Below are 16,577 nucleotides of genomic sequence, written 5' to 3' on the forward strand. Positions count from 1 at the left end.
GCGCTCCACAAAAGGCCCTGAGGTGCTCGGGCGGACCGGGTGGGCGGGCGGTGCGTGCCCACCCGGTCCGTCAGCCGGGCCGGTACGGGGGAAACCGGCTCGGGGGAGGAGTGGCTCAGAGGAGGAGTGGCTCGGGCGACCGTCGACGACAGGGACAGACAACGTTGTCGAGTGGTCTATACAAGACTCTATCCCCTCAACGTCCCACGCCGTCAAATCAGTTGGGGGGGCGGGGCCCGACGAGCCGCCGGGCCCCCTGGTGTTCACCGAGTTCACGAGCTCGATGTCACGACAGCAGTTCCACCTCCGCGAGGGTCGCCGGGGCGTCCAGGACCAGGCGGTAGTGGCGGTACGCCCTCGGGGTGGGGACCGAGAAGGCGCGGGTCTGGCGGTTCCAGGTGAAGGATTCGTCGGCGCGCCGGTCGAGGGTTCTCCAGGTGGTGCCGTCGGCCGAGCCCTGGAGGGTCCAGCCGGTGGGGGCCTCGGCGCGGTCGGCGGACGTCAGGGTGTACTGCACGGCCCTGGTGCGGGCCGGCACCGGCAGGTCCGCCGTCGTCAGCGTCGCCTTCGTCGACGACGTGTCGTCGAACAGCTCCCCGTCGCCCTCGATGGCGTCCGAGCGCGGCGACGGCACCTGGTCGTCCTTGGTGATCGACACCGGCGCGGCGTTCTCACCCGTGCCCCACCGCGACGGCCTCGGGCCCATGTCGAACTCCAGCACCCCGCCCTTCGCGAGCAGCGCGTGCGGCAGCGACGTCGACCGCCATGCCTTGCCGTTGACCTTCAAGCCCTGAATGTAGACGTTCCTCGCGCTGTTCTTCGGGGCCCGGACCACCAGGTCCCTGCCGTTCTCCAGATGGAGCGTCGCCTCGGTGAACAGGGGCGAGCCGATGGCGTACTCGCCGCTGCCCATCACCAGCGGATAGAAGCCGAGCGCCGAGAAGAGGTACCAGGCCGACTGCTCGCCGTTGTCCTCGTCGCCGTGGTAGCCCTGCCCGATGCCGCTGCCGACGTACAGCCGGGACAGCACCTCGCGGACCTTCTCCTGCGCCTTCCACGGCTGCCCCGCCGCGTCGTACATGTAGATCGCGTGGTGGGCGACCTGGTTGGAGTGGCCGTACATGCCCATCCGTACGTCCCGAGCCTCGGTCATCTCGTGGATGACGCCGCCGTAGGAGCCGGTGAGGTCGGGGGAGGCCGTCTCCGGGGTGGAGAAGTAGGTGTCCAGCTTCCTCGCCAGCCCGGACCGGCCGCCGTACAGGTTCGCCAGGCCCTTGCCGTCGTGAGGCGCGGAGAACGCGTAGCCCCAGCCGTTGGTCTCCGTGTAGTCGTGGCCCCAGACCCGCGGGTCGTACGCCGACGAGTCCAGCCGCCACTTCCCGGTGCCGTCCCGGCCCTGGAAGAACCCGGCGTCCTTGTCGAACAGCTGCACGTAGTCCCGCGCCCGGTCGAGGAAGTACGCCGACTCCTCCCGGTACCGCTTCTCACCCGTCCGCTCGTACAGGGCCCGACCCATCCGGGCGATGCCGTAGTCGTTGAGGTAGCCCTCCAGCGCCCAGGACAGGCCCTCGTGGGTGTCGGTACTGGTGTAGCCGAGGAAGGGGGAGGAAGCCATGCCCTTGCGGCCGACGCCCGGGTTCGGCGGGACGACCGAGGCGTTCTTGACGGCCGCCTCGTACGCCGCCTTCGCGTCGAAGTCGACGCCCTTGACGTACGCGTCCGCGAACGCCACGTCCGAGGAGGTGCCCGTCATCAGGTCCGCGTACCCGGGGGAGGACCAGCGGGAGGTCCAGCCGCCGTCCTTGTACTGCTGCACGAAGCCGTCCACCAGCTCGCCCGCGCGGGACGGCGTCAGGAGCGAGTAGGCCGGCCACGTCGTCCGGTAGGTGTCCCAGAAACCGTTGTTGACGTACACCTTGCCCTCGACGATCTTCGCGCCCGTGTGGGTCGGGGTGTCCGGGCCCGGCATGGGGGAGAACGGCGAGGCGTACCGGTGGGTCGAACCGACCTTCTCGAAGCCGGAGTTGGGGTACAGGTACAGCCGGTACAGGCTGGAGTACAGCGTGGTCAGCTGGTCGGGGGTCGCGCCCTCGACCTCCACCCGGCCGAGGAGCCGGTCCCACAGCGCCCGCGCCCGGTCCCGGACCCGCTCGAAGGCGGTGCCCTCCGGGATCTCCTGGCGCAGATTGTCCTTCGCCTGGTCGACGCTGATCAGGGAGGTGGCGAGGCGGAGGGTCACCGTCCGGTCGGCGCCCGCGTCGAAGCGGAGGTGGCCCCTCACCCCGGCGGAGTCGCCGCCGGTCACCGGCGCGTCGAACACCCCGTACACGAAGAGGCGGGTCGCGCCCGTCGACAGCCCGGACTTCACATCCGAGAACCCCGTGACGACCCCTGCCTCGCGGTCGAGGGTCAGGCCCGCCTGGTCCGTGACGTTGTCGAAGAGGACGCTCGCGTCGTCCCCCGGATAGGTGAAGCGGAGCACCGCCGCGTGGTCCGTCGGCGCCATCTCCGCCTTGATCCCGTTCTCGAAGCGGACACCGTAGTAGTACGGCCGGGCCGTCTCGTTCTCGTGCCGGAACGCCAGCGCCCGTGCCGTGCGGCCCAGGTCGGGGGTGCCGGCGGCGGCCGACGGCATCACCTGGAAGGTCTGTCGGTCACCCATCCAGGGGCTCGGCTCGTGACTCGCGCTGAACGCCTGGATCGTCGGCAGGTTGTCCGCGTTGTTGGCCCGCGCGTAGTCGTACAGCCAGCTGAGCGAGCCCGCGTTGGTCACCGGCGTCCAGAAGTTGAAGCCATGGGGGACCGCCGTCGCCGGAAAGTTGTTGCCGCGGGAGAAGCCGCCGCTGGAGTTCGTCCCTCGGGTGGTCACCGCGTAGTCGGAGAGATGTGCCTTCGGCCGCTCGGGCGCCCGCACCCGCAGGGTCACGTCGTCGAGCCAGCCGCGGAACCTCGCCGGCCCCTTCGGGGAGTCGTACGCCACCAGGACCCGGTCCACCGTCTTCCCCGCCGCGACCGACCCGATCCGGGAGACGACGTCGTTCCACTGGTTCACGTACAACACCTTCGCCGCGCCCTGTCCGCGCGGCGTGAGGGGGAATCCGTGCTGGTCGACGGCGCGCAGCTCACTCAGCGAGGTGCCGTCCGTGAAGACCAGGTCGACCGCGACCCGGGTGGCGTCGTAGTCCAGGTCGCCGTCCGCCATGGACGGGAAGATCCGGTACGCCAGCTCGGTGTCCCGCCCGACGGCCACGTCCACGTCGAAGACCTTGTTGTACGAGTGGGCCGGGCCGTCCGCCGTGTGGCGGCCCGCGTACCGCAGCGCCCGCTTCCCGGTGAAACCCACGCCGGCCTTGGCGGTCGCCGAGCCGCTCGGCCCCCGGTCGGTGTGGGTGCGCATCTCCTCCGGCGCGGGCGTCTGGCCGCCGCCCGTGGAGAACTGCACGTCGGCGAGCTGGGTGATGGTGGAGGCACCGTTGTTCCGGGTGATGTCCAGCCGGAAGTGCCGGTACCCGGCGACCGCGTCGGCGGCGATGTCGTACGACTTGGTCAGATACCGCTCGGGGAAGGACTCACCGGTGCGGGTGTCGAGGGTGCGCCACTCCTTGCCGTCGGCGGACCCCTTCAGCGTCCAGTCCCTCGGGTCGCGCCCCTCGGCGTCGTTCGCCGAGGTCAGCGCGTACGTCACCACCTCGGCCGGTCGATCGAGGTCGAACTCCACCCAGCCGGTGGGCTGGAAGGAGAGCCACTTGGTGCCCGGCTCCCCGTCGACCAGGTTCTCCTTCACCTCCCCGCCGGAGGTGTTCTCGCCGCTCGCCCGGACCTCGGTCACCCGGTCGGTGATGTTGCCGGGGATGCCGGTGGCGTAGCCGCCGTCGACCCCCGAGGCGCGGGGGGAGCCGTCCGGCGCGGTGTCGACGGTGTCGGTCCAGTCCGGTGCCGGATCCCCCGACTCGAAGGAGGAACCGAACTCCCGGTCGGCCGCCGCCGGTCGGGCCGGTAACGCGACGGCGGCCCCCTGCGAGGCCACCACCAGAGCGAGCGCGGCGGCGCCGAGCGCCACCGTGGAACCCCATCCGTGCCGCATCCGCGAGCACCCTCCCTGCGCCTGGTCACCCCGCTCGACCGCCTCGACGATCAAGGAATGACCAGTAGTGGACAACGTTGTCTGCCGTGTTGCGCAGGGACCAGTAGTGGTTCAAGTGATGAGTGGTGTCAAGGGTGTTGAGTGAGCCATTCGGGTCGAACGGCGGGGAATTCGCGGTCGAGCGGCGCACGGGCGCTCGTATTTCCGCGAGGTCTCAACTCGGAAAAGACCGACGGCCAACCTTGCATTCGATCTTGCTCCCTTGGCGGGAAGTGGACTATACCTGTCGGCGTCCGCATCGTGGTCGCACGACGGTGGACGGGCACTACCTGGGGGGAATTACCGGTGGGCGCGGACGTGTCCGCGCGCGGACCGCCGTCCTGCCCCTGTTGAATCCTCACGCACGACCCCAGCTTGAACCGATCGCGGTGCCGGGAGGATCCGGTTCACCGCCTGAGTCCTGGAGAAGGCGAGGACTTGAGCATGGGATCCACGACCGCTGAGAACAACGAACCCGAGGCTTCCGGCACCAGCACCGCGGAGGGTGTGGGCCGCCGCGATCTGATCAAGCGATCCGCCGCGCTGGGCCTGATCACCGTCCCCACCATGAGCTTCCTCTCGGCCTGCGCGAGCGGCGGCGGGGGCGACGACTCCTCCGAGGACGCCCAGGGCGAGACGTCCAAGTCCAACCCCTTCGGCGTCAAGAAGGGCAGCAAGCTCGACGTCGTCATCTTCAAGGGCGGCTACGGCGACGCCTACGCCAAGGCGTGGGAGGCCGCCTTCCAGAAGAAGTGGGGCGTCACCTCCACCCACACCGGCACCCAGGAGATCACCGGCAAGCTCCAGCCCCGGTTCAACGCGGGCAACCCGCCGGACATCGTCGACGACTCCGGCGCCCAGCAGATCCCGATCGACGTCCTCTACAAGAACGACCAGCTCCTCGACCTGGCCGCGGTCCTGGACGCCCCCTCGATCGACGACCCCGCCAAGAAGGTCCGCGACACCCTCATCCCCGGCACGCTCGACGCGGGCATGCAGGAGGACAAGGTCGTCGCCCTCAACTACATCTATACGGTGTGGGGCCTGTGGTACTCCGGCAAGCTGTTCAAGGAGAACGGCTGGGAGGAGCCCAAGACCTGGGCGGACTTCCTGACCATCTGCAAGGAGGCCAAGGCCAAGGGCATCGGCGGCCTCGCCCACCAGGGCAAGTACCCGTACTACATCAACGTCGCCATCATGGACCTGATCGCCAAGACCGGCGGTCTGGAGGCCATGAAGGCCATCGACAACCTCGACCCGAAGGCGTTCGTCGGCTCCGACGCGGCGAAGGCCGGTGTCGAGGCGATCTACGAGGTCGTCGAGAAGGGCTATCTGATGCCCGGCACCAACGGCCTCACCCACACCGAGTCCCAGACCCGCTGGAACCAGTACAAGGCCGTGTTCATCACCTCCGGTTCCTGGCTGGAGAACGAGCAGCTCAAGCAGACCCCGGCCGACTTCGACATGACGTTCATGCCGATGCCGCTGCTGCCCGACAGCAAGATGCCGTTCGAGGCGATCCGGGCCGGCTCCGGAGAGCCGTTCATCATCCCCGCCAAGGCGAAGAACCTGCCGGCGGCCAAGGAGTTCATGCGGATGATGCTGTCGAAGGAATGGTCGACGCTGTTCGCCAAGGAGGCGAACTCCCTGACCATCCTCAAGGACGGCGTCGACCCCGGCGTACAGCTGCGGCCCGGCACGCAGTCCACGGTCGAGGCGTCCAAGGCCGCCGGTGACAACACCTTCCGCTACCTGTACACCGAGTGGTACAGCGAGATGGACACGGCGATCCAGAACGCGTCGAACGAGCTGATGGCGAAGCGGATCCAGCCGGCCGAGTGGCTGAAGCGGGCGCAGGCGGCCGTGGACAAGCAGGCGAAGGACCCGGATTCCAAGAAGAACCACCGGGACTGAGCGGGCCTTCGGGCGTCGTGGGGGGCTGAGTGGTGCGGTGGGCCGCCGGTCCACCGTGGATGGCTTTCGCGCAGTTCCCCGCGCCCCGAAGCGTGCGGGCCCTTCGTCTCACGGAACCCAAGGCAGGATCACGCCAATGCGCAAAGGGCAGTACCGGTTCGTCGCGGGGTTTTTGTTCGTCCCCGTGGCGCTTTATCTGATCTTCGTCATCTGGCCCTATCTCCAGACCTTCGGCTATTCGCTGACGGACTGGAAGGGGCAGTCCCAGACATTCAGCTTCGTCGGGCTGGACAACTACACCGCGTTGTTCCAGGACGACATCTTCCTCAAGGCCATCTGGCACAACATCCTGTTTCTGGTGTTCATCCCGGTGATCACCATTCTGCTCGCGCTGTTCTTCGCGTTCATGCTGAACGCGGGCGGGCGCGGCCGGGCCGGCGGTGTCTCGGGGGTCGCCGGGTCGGGCTTCTACAAGATCGTCTACTTCTTTCCGCAGGTCCTGTCGCTGGCCATCCTCGCGGTGCTCTTCGGCGCCGTGTACCGCAGTGACAGCGGCGGCATGCTCAACGGCTTCCTCATGAAACTGGGGCTGGTCGACGAGAGCAGCCCCGTGGAATGGCTGAACGAACCGAATTTCGTGCTCTGGGCGTTGATCGCGGTGGTCGTCTGGCACGGCGTCGGCTTCTATCTGGTGCTGTTCTCCGCCGCCATGCAGGCCATTCCGAGGGACATCTACGAGGCCGCGCTGATCGACGGCGCCGGCCGCGCCCACACCTTCTTCCGGATCACCCTGCCCCTGCTGTGGGACTCCGTGCAGACCGCCTGGGTCTACCTCGGCATCGCGGCGATGGACATGTTCATCCTGGTCTCCACGATGACGGCGGGGGAGTACGGCGGCGGCCCCGATCACCACAGCGAGGTCATGGCGACCGTGATGATGCGGAACTTCCTGCTGTACGGCAAGAGCGGCTACGCCTGCGCCATGGGCGTGGTGATGCTGCTCCTCACCCTGATCGTCTCGGTGGTCATGCTGCGCGCCACCCGCCGTGAACGCATCGAGTTCTGAAGCCGGAGATGACGGAACGATGAGCGCACCCCTCAAGACCGCCTCCCCCGGCGACTCGGCCCCCACCGGTCCGGCCGTGACCAAGAACCGCACCGGCCCCGGTGACGAACGCGGCGAAGGCGTCGTCCTGAACGTCTTCTCGCACGGCTTCCTCGCCCTGTGGGCCCTGATGATCGTGCTGCCGCTGCTGTGGCTGATCCTCAGCGCCTTCAAGACCGACGCCCAGATCGGCGGCTCCGCCTTCGGCTGGCCGGAGAACTGGTCCCTGGACGTGTTCTCCCGCGCCTGGGACAAGGGGATCGGCGACTACTTCCTCAACACGGTCATCGTGCTGGTCTTCTCCGTGCCGCTGACCATGCTGTTCGGCTCGATGGCCGCCTACGTCCTGGCCCGCTACCAGTTCTGGGGCAACCGGCTGCTGTACTTCTTCTTCGTCGCCGGGGCCATGTTCCCGGTGTTCCTGGCGCTGGTCCCGCTGTTCTTCATGGTCAAGCGCCTCGACATGCTGAACAGCTACCAGGGCCTGATCCTGGTCTACGTCGCCTACTCGCTGCCGTTCACCGTGTTCTTCATGCACGCCTTCTTCCGGACCCTGCCCACGGCGGTCTTCGAGGCGGCGATCCTGGACGGGGCCTCCCACACCAGGACCTTCTTCCAGGTGATGTTGCCCATGGCGAAGCCGGGTCTGATCAGCGTGGGCATCTTCAACACCCTCGGCCAGTGGAACCAGTACATCCTGCCCACCGTCCTCATGCAGCCGCAGAGCGGTGACGACCCCGAGCGCTATGTCCTCACCCAGGGTCTGGTCCAGCTCCAACAGCAGCAGGGCTACGCCTCTGACCTGCCCGTTCTCTTCGCAGGTGTCACCATCGCGATGGTCCCCATGCTGGTCGTCTACCTTTCGTTCCAGCGCCAGGTGCAGGCCGGCCTGACGTCGGCGACCCTGAAGTAGTAAGGAGGGCTTCCGGACGACCCCGACGTAGCGCCCCAGTGACATTTAGTGGTCAATTGACGACGCCAGTTTCCGTCAAGGACTTGACTGCGGTAACCCGTTCAGCGGAGCTTGGAGTTCACAACTTGTAAGTGACCCGGGATCCGCGGCTTTGACCTGGGTCACGGGCGGCGGGGGCCGTCCGGCCTGGGACAGGAGTGGATGAGTCGATGGAGACTCCGGGGTCGCAGTCGTCGCTGCACCGAGCAAATCTCGAACGCGTCGTCCGGGCGGTGCGTCTCGCCGGCTCGCTCACGCAGGCGGAGATCGCCAGGACGACGGGCCTGTCCGCGGCCACGGTCTCCAACATCGTCCGCGAGCTCAAGGACGGCGGAACGGTCGAGGTCACGCCCACATCGGCGGGTGGACGCCGGGCTCGCGCGGTCTCCCTGAGCGGCGACGCCGGGATTGTCATCGGCGTGGACTTCGGGCACACCCATTTGCGCGTCGCGATCGGGAACCTCGCCCATCAGGTGCTGGCCGAGGAGTCCGAGCCGCTCGACGTGGACGCCTCCTCCACCCAGGGGTTCGACCGGGCGGAGCAGCTGGTCACCCGGTTGATCGAGGCCACCGGGGTGGATCCCACGAAGATCGCGGGCGTGGGCCTCGGTGTGCCCGGACCGATCGACGTCGCGTCCGGGACGCTGGGCTCCACCGCGATCCTGCCGGGCTGGACCGGCACCAACCCGGCCGCCGAGATGGGCCACCGTCTGGGCGCACCGGTGCACGTGGACAACGACGCCAACCTCGGCGCCCTCGGTGAGCTGGTCTGGGGCAGCGGACGCGGGGTGCGCGACCTGGCTTACATCAAGGTGGCCAGCGGTGTCGGCGCCGGTCTGGTCATCGACGGCAAGATCTACCGGGGCCCCGGTGGCACAGCGGGAGAAATCGGGCATATTACTCTTGATGAATCCGGACCGGTCTGCCGCTGTGGAAACCGCGGTTGCCTGGAGACCTTCGCCGCCGCACGTCATGTGCTGCCGCTCCTCCAGTCCAGCCACGGGACCGATCTGACGATGGAAGGCGTCGTGCGGTTGGCGAGGGACGGGGATCCGGGCTGTCGCCGGGTGATCGCCGACGTCGGCCGCCACATCGGAAGTGGAGTCGCCAATCTCTGCAATCTGTTGAACCCGAGCCGCGTGGTCCTCGGTGGCGATCTCGCCGAGGCCGGGGAGCTGGTGCTCGGGCCCATAAGGGAGTCGGTCGGCCGGTACGCGATCCCGAGTGCCGCACGTCAACTCTCGGTGCTGCCAGGGGCGCTTGGCGGCCGGGCGGAGGTCCTCGGGGCCCTCGCGCTGGCACTCAGCGAGATGGGTGATTCAACCCTTTTGGACGGAACCCTGTCCGCAGCAACCCCTGCCTTCACTTAGAGAACGAAACACGCCGTTGCCAACCCGTTAAGGATTTACTTCTTGACGTCGCACGTGTGGCCGAGTTGACTTCCAGCCACCTCGGCCGCAGTGCTGCGGCCCGTGTCAGGGAGGCACAACCCAAATGAACGCAACGATGCGTAGAGTCGTGATCGGCGCCACCGCGGTTTCGCTGGCGCTCTCCGTGGCCGCCTGTGGGAAGGCCGGCGACGACAACGACTCGGACAGCGGTAGCGACAGCGGCAAGGGCAACAAGACCATCGGTCTCCTCCTGCCCGACAACGTCACCGCGCGCTACGAGAAGTTCGACCGTCCGTACTTCGAGGACAAGGTCGAGGAGCTCTGCTCCGACTGCAAGGTCGAGTACGCGAACGCAGCCGCCGACCCCACCAAGCAGGCTCAGCAGATGAGCACCATGGTGACCAAGGGCGTCAAGGTCATCGTCGTCTCCGCCCAGGACTCCGCCGCGATCAAGTCCTCCATCCAGTCCGCGGTGGACAAGGGTGTCAAGGTCGTCGCCTACGACCGCCTCGCCCAGGGCCCGGTCTCGGCCTACGTCTCCTTCGACAACGTCAAGGTCGGCGAGCTCCAGGGCCAGGCCCTGCTCGACGCGCTCGGCGACAAGGCCACCAAGAAGTCCAAGGTCGTCATGATCAACGGTGACGACGCCGACCCGAACGCCGGCCAGTTCAAGGAAGGCGCCCACAAGGTCCTCGACGGCAAGGTCGACATCGCCTACGAGCAGTCCGGCCTGTGGAAGGACACCGTCGCCGCCCAGAAGATGTCCGCGGCGATCACCCAGCTGGGTGCCAAGAACATCGCGGGCGTCTACGCCGCCAACGACGGCATGGCCGGTGGCATCGCCAACACCCTCAAGGGTGCGAAGATCAGCAACATCCCGCTGACGGGCCAGGACGCCGAGCTCGCCGCCATCCAGCGGATCGTCGCCGGCACCCAGTCCTCCACGGTCTACAAGGCCTACAAGCCGGAGGCCGACACCGCCGCCGAGCTCGCGGTCGCGCTGCTCAACGGCAAGAGCATCAAGGACCTCGCCGACACCGAGGTGACGAGCGGCTCCGGCGACAAGGTGCCCGCCAAGCTCCTGACCCCGGTCTCGGTCACCAAGGACAACATCAACGACACGGTCGTCAAGGACAAGCTGTACACGGTCGCGGACATCTGCACCCCCGAGTACGCCAAGGCCTGCAAGTCCGCCGGCCTGGAGTAGTCACGCCACCGCGCGTCATCCGGCCCGGGTCCCGCCGAGGGACCCGGGCCCGGACGGCCGAGCGGCCCCGTGAAGCCCCGCCGGCGCCCGCCCCGCCAAAGACCCCGCTGCGGGGCGGGCGCCGGACGGAACCCGCCGCCGAGCGCGGCGGTCCAGGCATGTTCACCCTGTAAACCACGGTGCGAGCAGCGGCCCTCCCGCCGCGATCCGCACGTCACTCCGCGCACACCCCCAAGCGCGGCATCCCCGCCGGTCAGGCGGCGAAGGAGATGGTTCACGTGTCCGCTACGCCCGTGCTGGCGTTGCGCGGAGTCTCCAAGCGATTCGGTGCGGTCCAGGCACTCACCGACGTCGATCTGGAGGTCCACGCCGGAGAAGTGGTCGCCCTGGTGGGCGACAACGGCGCAGGTAAGTCGACCCTGGTCAAGACGATCGCGGGCGTCCACCCCATCGATGAGGGCGTCATCGAGTGGCAGGGCGACGCGGTGAGGATCAACAAGCCGCACGACGCCCAGGGACTCGGCGTCGCGACGGTCTACCAGGACCTCGCGCTCTGCGACAACCTCGACGTCGTGGGCAACCTCTACCTCGGTCGCGAACTGCTGCACCGGGGCGTCATCGACGAGGTGACGATGGAGAAGAACGCCCGCGAGCTGCTGTCCACGCTCTCCATCCGCATCCCGAGCGTGCGCATCCCGATCGCGAGCCTCTCGGGTGGTCAGCGCCAGGTCGTGGCCATCGCCCGCGCCCTGATCGGCGACCCCAAGCTCGTCATCCTCGACGAGCCCACCGCCGCCCTCGGTGTCGAGCAGACCGCGCAGGTCCTCGACCTGGTGGAGCGGCTGCGGGAGCGCGACCTCGCTGTCATCCTCATCAGCCACAACATGGCCGACGTCAAGGCGGTCGCCGACACCGTCGCCGTGCTGCGGCTGGGCAAGAACAACGGCTCCTTCCCCGTGAAGGACACCAGCCACGAAGAGATCATCGCCGCGATCACGGGTGCCACGGACAACGCCGTGACCCGTCGCGCGGAGCGGCGCACCGCGGAGGCGGCAAAGTGAGTGACACGTCCAAGACCGTGAAGAGCGACTCCGCGGCGACCGACAAGGTCACCAAGGACGAGGGCGTGGTGGAGCTGCAGGACACCGTCGCGCCCGCCGACGACCCCACGGCGGCCCCGGTCGCCGTCACGGACCCGCGGCTGCTGGTCCGCGAGGAGGGCTTCAAGGGCTACCTCACGGAGTTCAAGCGCAAGGTCAAGGGCGGCGAGCTGGGCTCGCTGCCGGTGGTCATCGGCCTGATCGTCATCTGGACCATCTTCCAGTTCCAGAATGATCGTTTCCTCAGCGCCGACAACCTCTCCAACATCAGCTACTTCCTGTCGGCCACCGGCATGCTCGCCATCGGCCTGGTGTTCGTGCTGCTGCTCGGCGAGATCGACCTGTCGGTCGGCTCGGTCAGCGGTCTGGCCTCCACCCTGTTCGCCGTGTTCGTGGTGAACAACGGCATGAACGCCTGGCTGTCGCTGGTCCTCGCCGTCATCACCGGTATCGCCATCGGCGCGCTGCACGGCTGGTTCTTCGCCAGGATCGGTGTGCCGGCGTTCGTCGTCACCCTGGCCGGTTTCCTCGGCTGGAACGGTCTGATGCTGTGGCTGCTGGGCGACAGCGGCACCATCAACATTCCTTCCGACACGGGCCCGGTCCACCTGCTCGGCCAGAGCTCCTTCTTCATGGACCAGGCCATCATCGGCGCCTACCTGCTGGCCGGCCTCGGTGTCGTGCTCACCGCCGTCGGCAACTTCAACGAGCAGCGCCGTCGCAAGGCCGCCGGGGTGCCGTTCCGGCCGACCAGCGAGATCCTGCTCCGGGTCGGCGCGCTGGCCCTCGCGTCCTTCGTCGCCGCGGCCGTGCTCAACGACGCGGCCGGTGTCTCCAACGCGCTGGTGATCTTCCTCGCGGCGCTGGTGATCGTGGACTTCGTGCTGCGCCGTACGACCTACGGCCGTCAGGTCTTCGCGGTCGGCGGCGGCATCGAGGCCGCCCGCCGTGCCGGTATCAACGTGCCGATGATCCGCATCACGGTGTTCGCCATCTCCGGTGGCTTCGCCGCGGTCGGCGGTATGTTCTTCGCCGGTCAGACCGCGAGCGCGACGCTCTCCGCGGGCGGCGGCAACACCCTGATGCTGGCCATCGCCGCGGCCGTCATCGGAGGTACGAGCCTCTTCGGTGGTCGTGGATCGGTGTGGTCGGCGCTGCTGGGTATGTTGGTGATCCAGTCGATCCAGACGGGTCTCGACCTGCTCAACATGAACACCTCGATCCAGTACATGATCACGGGTGCGGTGCTCCTGGGCGCCGTGGTCATCGACTCGGTCTCCCGCAAGAGCCAGAAGGCGGCGGGTCGCGCCTGACGCAGTGGCAGGCGGCCCTCGTACAGAAGTGCCCGGCATCGCATCCGATGCCGGGCACTTCTCTTCTGTGTCGGACGTTTCGTACACGGGTACCGGTGCAGGATGGTTTACGGCCGTTCGTGTGACGCGGGTTCCCCCCGCCCGGCGGTCGGCGGTGCACGCGGAAGATTAGACTTCGACGAGCCCGGCAACGCTCGAACAGCACTATTGCAAGGAGGCACGGGTGCCGCTGCTGACCCGCATCAGGGGACCGCGCGATCTGGACCGGCTCAGCCTGGAGGAGTTGGACCAGCTGGCGGAGGAGATCCGGACCTTCCTCGTGGAGGCGGTGTCGAAGACCGGCGGTCACCTCGGCCCGAACCTCGGCGTGGTCGAGCTCACCATCGCACTGCACCGTGTCTTCGACTCGCCGAAGGACAAGGTGCTGTGGGACACGGGCCACCAGTCCTACGTCCACAAACTCCTCACCGGCCGACAGGACTTCTCCCGGCTGAAGATGAAGGGCGGCCTGTCCGGCTACCCCTCGCAGGCCGAGTCCGAGCACGACGTCATCGAGAACAGCCACGCCTCGACGGTCCTCGGCTGGGCCGACGGGCTCGCCAAGGCCAACCAGGTACTGAAACGCGACGACCACGTGGTCGCCGTGATCGGTGACGGCGCCCTCACCGGCGGCATGGCCTGGGAGGCGCTCAACAACATCGCCGACGCCAAGGACCGGCCCCTGGTCATCGTCGTCAACGACAACGAGCGCTCGTACGCGCCGACCATCGGCGGCCTCGCCAACCACCTCGCCACCCTGCGCACCACCGACGGGTACGAGCGGTTCCTGGCCCGCGGCAAGGACCTGCTGGAGCGCACGCCCGTCGTCGGCCGACCGCTCTACGAGACGCTGCACGGCGCCAAGAAGGGCCTGAAGGACTTCATCGCCCCACAGGGCATGTTCGAGGACCTCGGCCTCAAGTACGTCGGACCGATCGACGGACACGACATCGAGGCCCTGGAGTCCGCCCTGTCGCGCGCCAAGCGCTTCGGCGGTCCGGTCATCGTGCACTGCCTCACCGAGAAGGGCCGCGGCTACCAGCCCGCCCTCCAGGACGAGGCGGACCGCTTCCACGCCGTCGGCAAGATCCACCCGGACACCGGTCTGCCGATCGCCTCCTCCGGAGCCGACTGGACCTCCGTGTTCGGCGAGGAGATGGTCAAGCTCGGCAAGGAGCGCGAGGACGTCGTCGCCATCACGGCGGCCATGCTCCAGCCGGTCGGCCTCGACAAGTTCGCCAAGGCGTTCCCCGAGCGCGTCTACGACGTCGGCATCGCCGAGCAGCACGGCGCGGTCTCCGCGGCCGGCCTCGCCACCGGCGGCCTGCACCCGGTCTTCGCGGTGTACGCGACCTTCCTCAACCGCGCCTTCGACCAGGTCCTCATGGACGTCGCCCTCCACAAGTGCGGTGTGACGTTCGTCCTGGACCGGGCCGGTGTCACCGGCACCGACGGCGCCTCGCACAACGGCATGTGGGACATGTCGATCCTTCAGGTCGTCCCCGGGCTGCGGCTGGCCGCGCCCCGCGACGCCGACCAGGTGCGGGCCCAACTGCGCGAGGCCGTCGAGGTCACGGACGCGCCGACCGTGGTGCGCTTCTCCAAGGGCGCCGTCGGTCCCGCCGTACCGGCCGTGGGCCGGGTGGGCGGCATGGACGTGCTGCGGGAGCCGGGCACCGACACACCGGACGTGCTCCTCGTCTCCGTCGGCGCCCTCGCGCCGATGTGCCTGGAGATCGCCACCCTCCTCGACAAGCAGGGCATCACCACCACCGTCGTCGACCCGCGCTGGGTCAAGCCGGTCGACGAGCACATGGCTCCGCTCGCCGACCGGCACCGCGTGGTCGTCACGGTGGAGGACAACTCCCGTGTCGGCGGCGTCGGCTCGGCGATCGCGCAGGCCCTGCGCGACGCGGGCGTCGACATCCCGCTGCGCGACTTCGGCATCCCGCCGCGCTTCCTCGACCACGCCTCCCGCGCCGAGGTGATGGCCGAGATCGGGCTCACCGCGCCCGACATCGCCCGCCAGGTCACGGGTCTCGTCTCCAAGCTCGACGGCCGGCTCGACGGCACGCCCTCCGAGGTCGAGCCCGCGCGCGACTGACCCGCCCGTCCGGGCTGTCCGGGCCGGTCCCACCATCCTTTACGGTGGTGAGACCGGCCCATTCGCGTGAAACCGCCCGTGCCGGGGCATACGCTCCCCCAGCTCTCGGCTTCGCTCGACCCGGGGGGACCCCCATCGCCCCCTCTCGATCATGTCGAGGACGACAAGCATGGGAGGTACCCCTGTGAGCAGCACACTCTTCCGGACGAAAAAGGTCGAGCAGTCCATCCTCGATACCGAGGAGCCCGAGCACGCGCTCAAGAAATCCTTGTCCGCGCTGGATCTGACGGTCTTCGGGGTCGGCGTCATCATCGGCACCGGCATCTTCGTCCTCACCGGTACGGTCGCCAAGAACAACGCGGGGCCCGCGGTGGCCCTGGCGTTCGTCGCGGCCGGTGTCGCCTGCGCGCTGGCCGCGCTGTGCTACGCCGAGTTCGCCTCCACCTTGCCCGTCGCCGGGTCCGCGTACACGTTCTCGTACGCCTCCCTCGGTGAACTGCCCGCCTGGATCATCGGCTGGGACCTGGTCCTGGAGTTCGCGCTCGGGACGGCGGTGGTGGCCGTCGGCTGGTCCGGCTACATCCAGTCGCTCATGGACAACGCGGGCTGGGAGATGCCCGTGGCCCTGGGCAGCAGAGAGGGCGCCGGCGAGTTCGGCTTCGACATCCTCGCGGCCGCGCTCGTCCTGGTCCTCACCGTCATCCTCGTGATCGGCATGAAGCTGTCCGCGCGGATCACCTCGGTCGTCGTCGCCATCAAGGTCGCCGTCGTCCTGACCGTGATCATCGCGGGCGCGTTCTTCATCGAGGGCAAGAACTACGACCCGTTCATCCCGAAGGCGCAGACCGTCGACGCCGGTGACAGTCTCCAGGCGCCGTTGATCCAGCTGATGTTCGGCTGGGCGCCCTCCAACTTCGGCGTGATGGGCATCTTCACCGCCGCCTCGGTGGTGTTCTTCGCGTTCATCGGCTTCGACGTCGTCGCCACCGCCGCCGAGGAGACCAGGAACCCGCAGCGCGACATGCCGCGCGGCATCCTCGGCTCCCTCGTCATCTGCACCACGCTGTACGTCCTCGTGTCGATCGTCGTCACGGGCATGCAGAACTACAGCCGGCTGTCCGTCGACGCCCCGCTCGCCGACGCCTTCAAGGAGACCGGCCACCCCTGGTTCGCGGGCTTCATCAGCTTCGGCGCCGCCGTCGGCCTGACGACGGTCTGCATGATCCTGCTCCTCGGCCAGACACGGGTCTTCTTCGCGATGAGCCGCGACGGACTCCTGCCGCGCTTCTTCTCCCACGTCCACCCGCGGTTCAAGACCCCGCACCGGCC

10 protein-coding genes are annotated in these 16,577 nt (G+C 68.2%); 9 read left to right on the plus strand and 1 reads right to left on the minus strand.

Translation table 11 applies throughout. From position 1 onward, the window contains the following. Nucleotides 1-286: 286 nt before the first annotated feature. Nucleotides 287-4,084 (minus strand): GH92 family glycosyl hydrolase, encoded by a 3,798-nt coding sequence (locus tag SMA5143A_RS01120; RefSeq protein ID WP_107460926.1) that lies wholly within the window; start codon nt 4,082-4,084, stop codon nt 287-289. A 483-nt stretch (nt 4,085-4,567) separates the two neighbouring features. Here SMA5143A_RS01120 and ngcE point away from each other — a divergent pair, with 483 nt between their 5' ends. The 9 genes from ngcE to SMA5143A_RS01165 form a co-directional block, all read left to right on the plus strand. Beyond that, entirely contained in the window at nt 4,568-6,037 is a 1,470-nt protein-coding gene (gene ngcE / locus SMA5143A_RS01125) for an N-acetylglucosamine/diacetylchitobiose ABC transporter substrate-binding protein (protein ID WP_107460927.1), read from the plus strand. A gap of 136 nt (nt 6,038-6,173) precedes the next feature. Further along, on the plus strand, nt 6,174-7,103 hold the full coding sequence (locus SMA5143A_RS01130; RefSeq protein WP_107460928.1) for a carbohydrate ABC transporter permease: 930 nt from the start codon (nt 6,174-6,176) through the stop codon (nt 7,101-7,103). A 19-nt stretch (nt 7,104-7,122) separates the two neighbouring features. Further along, on the plus strand, nt 7,123-8,055 hold the full coding sequence (locus SMA5143A_RS01135) for a carbohydrate ABC transporter permease (protein ID WP_107460929.1): 933 nt from the start codon (nt 7,123-7,125) through the stop codon (nt 8,053-8,055). Nucleotides 8,056-8,264: 209 nt separating this feature from the next. Beyond that, complete coding sequence (locus SMA5143A_RS01140) at nt 8,265-9,464, plus strand: ROK family transcriptional regulator (RefSeq protein WP_107460930.1); 1,200 nt, start codon at nt 8,265-8,267, stop codon at nt 9,462-9,464. Nucleotides 9,465-9,600: 136 nt separating this feature from the next. Then, nucleotides 9,601-10,692, plus strand: a complete 1,092-nt coding sequence (locus tag SMA5143A_RS01145; protein WP_107460931.1) for a sugar ABC transporter substrate-binding protein — start codon at nt 9,601-9,603, stop codon at nt 10,690-10,692. Between the two features lie 269 nt (nt 10,693-10,961). Further along, entirely contained in the window at nt 10,962-11,753 is a 792-nt protein-coding gene (locus SMA5143A_RS01150; RefSeq protein WP_107460932.1) for an ATP-binding cassette domain-containing protein, read from the plus strand. Beyond that, on the plus strand, nt 11,750-13,105 hold the full coding sequence (locus SMA5143A_RS01155; RefSeq protein ID WP_375136442.1) for a sugar ABC transporter permease: 1,356 nt from the start codon (nt 11,750-11,752) through the stop codon (nt 13,103-13,105). Before SMA5143A_RS01150 ends, SMA5143A_RS01155 begins: the two co-directional genes overlap by 4 nt. A gap of 223 nt (nt 13,106-13,328) precedes the next feature. Continuing rightward, nucleotides 13,329-15,248: a 1-deoxy-D-xylulose-5-phosphate synthase gene (gene dxs, locus SMA5143A_RS01160; protein WP_107460933.1), complete on the plus strand. Its 1,920-nt coding sequence runs from the start codon at nt 13,329-13,331 to the stop codon at nt 15,246-15,248. Between the two features lie 184 nt (nt 15,249-15,432). Next, nucleotides 15,433-16,577 (plus strand): amino acid permease (locus SMA5143A_RS01165; RefSeq protein ID WP_107460934.1); only part of this gene is annotated, 1,145 nt, incomplete at its 3' end.

Source organism: Streptomyces sp. MA5143a, assembly GCF_900290235.1.
Lineage (GTDB): Bacteria > Actinomycetota > Actinomycetes > Streptomycetales > Streptomycetaceae > Streptomyces.

What these genes read in the sequence shown, in the direction of transcription:
- SMA5143A_RS01130 (WP_107460928.1), top strand. Translation starts at nt 6,174, where the DNA reads ATGCGCAAAGGGCAGTACCGGTTCGTCGCGGGGTTTTTGTTCGTCCCC.
- SMA5143A_RS01150 (WP_107460932.1), top strand. Translation starts at nt 10,962, where the DNA reads ATGGTTCACGTGTCCGCTACGCCCGTGCTGGCGTTGCGCGGAGTCTCC.
- SMA5143A_RS01135 (WP_107460929.1), top strand. Translation starts at nt 7,123, where the DNA reads ATGAGCGCACCCCTCAAGACCGCCTCCCCCGGCGACTCGGCCCCCACC.
- SMA5143A_RS01120 (WP_107460926.1), bottom strand. Translation starts at nt 4,084, where the DNA reads ATGCGGCACGGATGGGGTTCCACGGTGGCGCTCGGCGCCGCCGCGCTC.
- ngcE (WP_107460927.1), top strand. Translation starts at nt 4,568, where the DNA reads ATGGGATCCACGACCGCTGAGAACAACGAACCCGAGGCTTCCGGCACC.
- SMA5143A_RS01140 (WP_107460930.1), top strand. Translation starts at nt 8,265, where the DNA reads ATGGAGACTCCGGGGTCGCAGTCGTCGCTGCACCGAGCAAATCTCGAA.
- SMA5143A_RS01145 (WP_107460931.1), top strand. Translation starts at nt 9,601, where the DNA reads ATGCGTAGAGTCGTGATCGGCGCCACCGCGGTTTCGCTGGCGCTCTCC.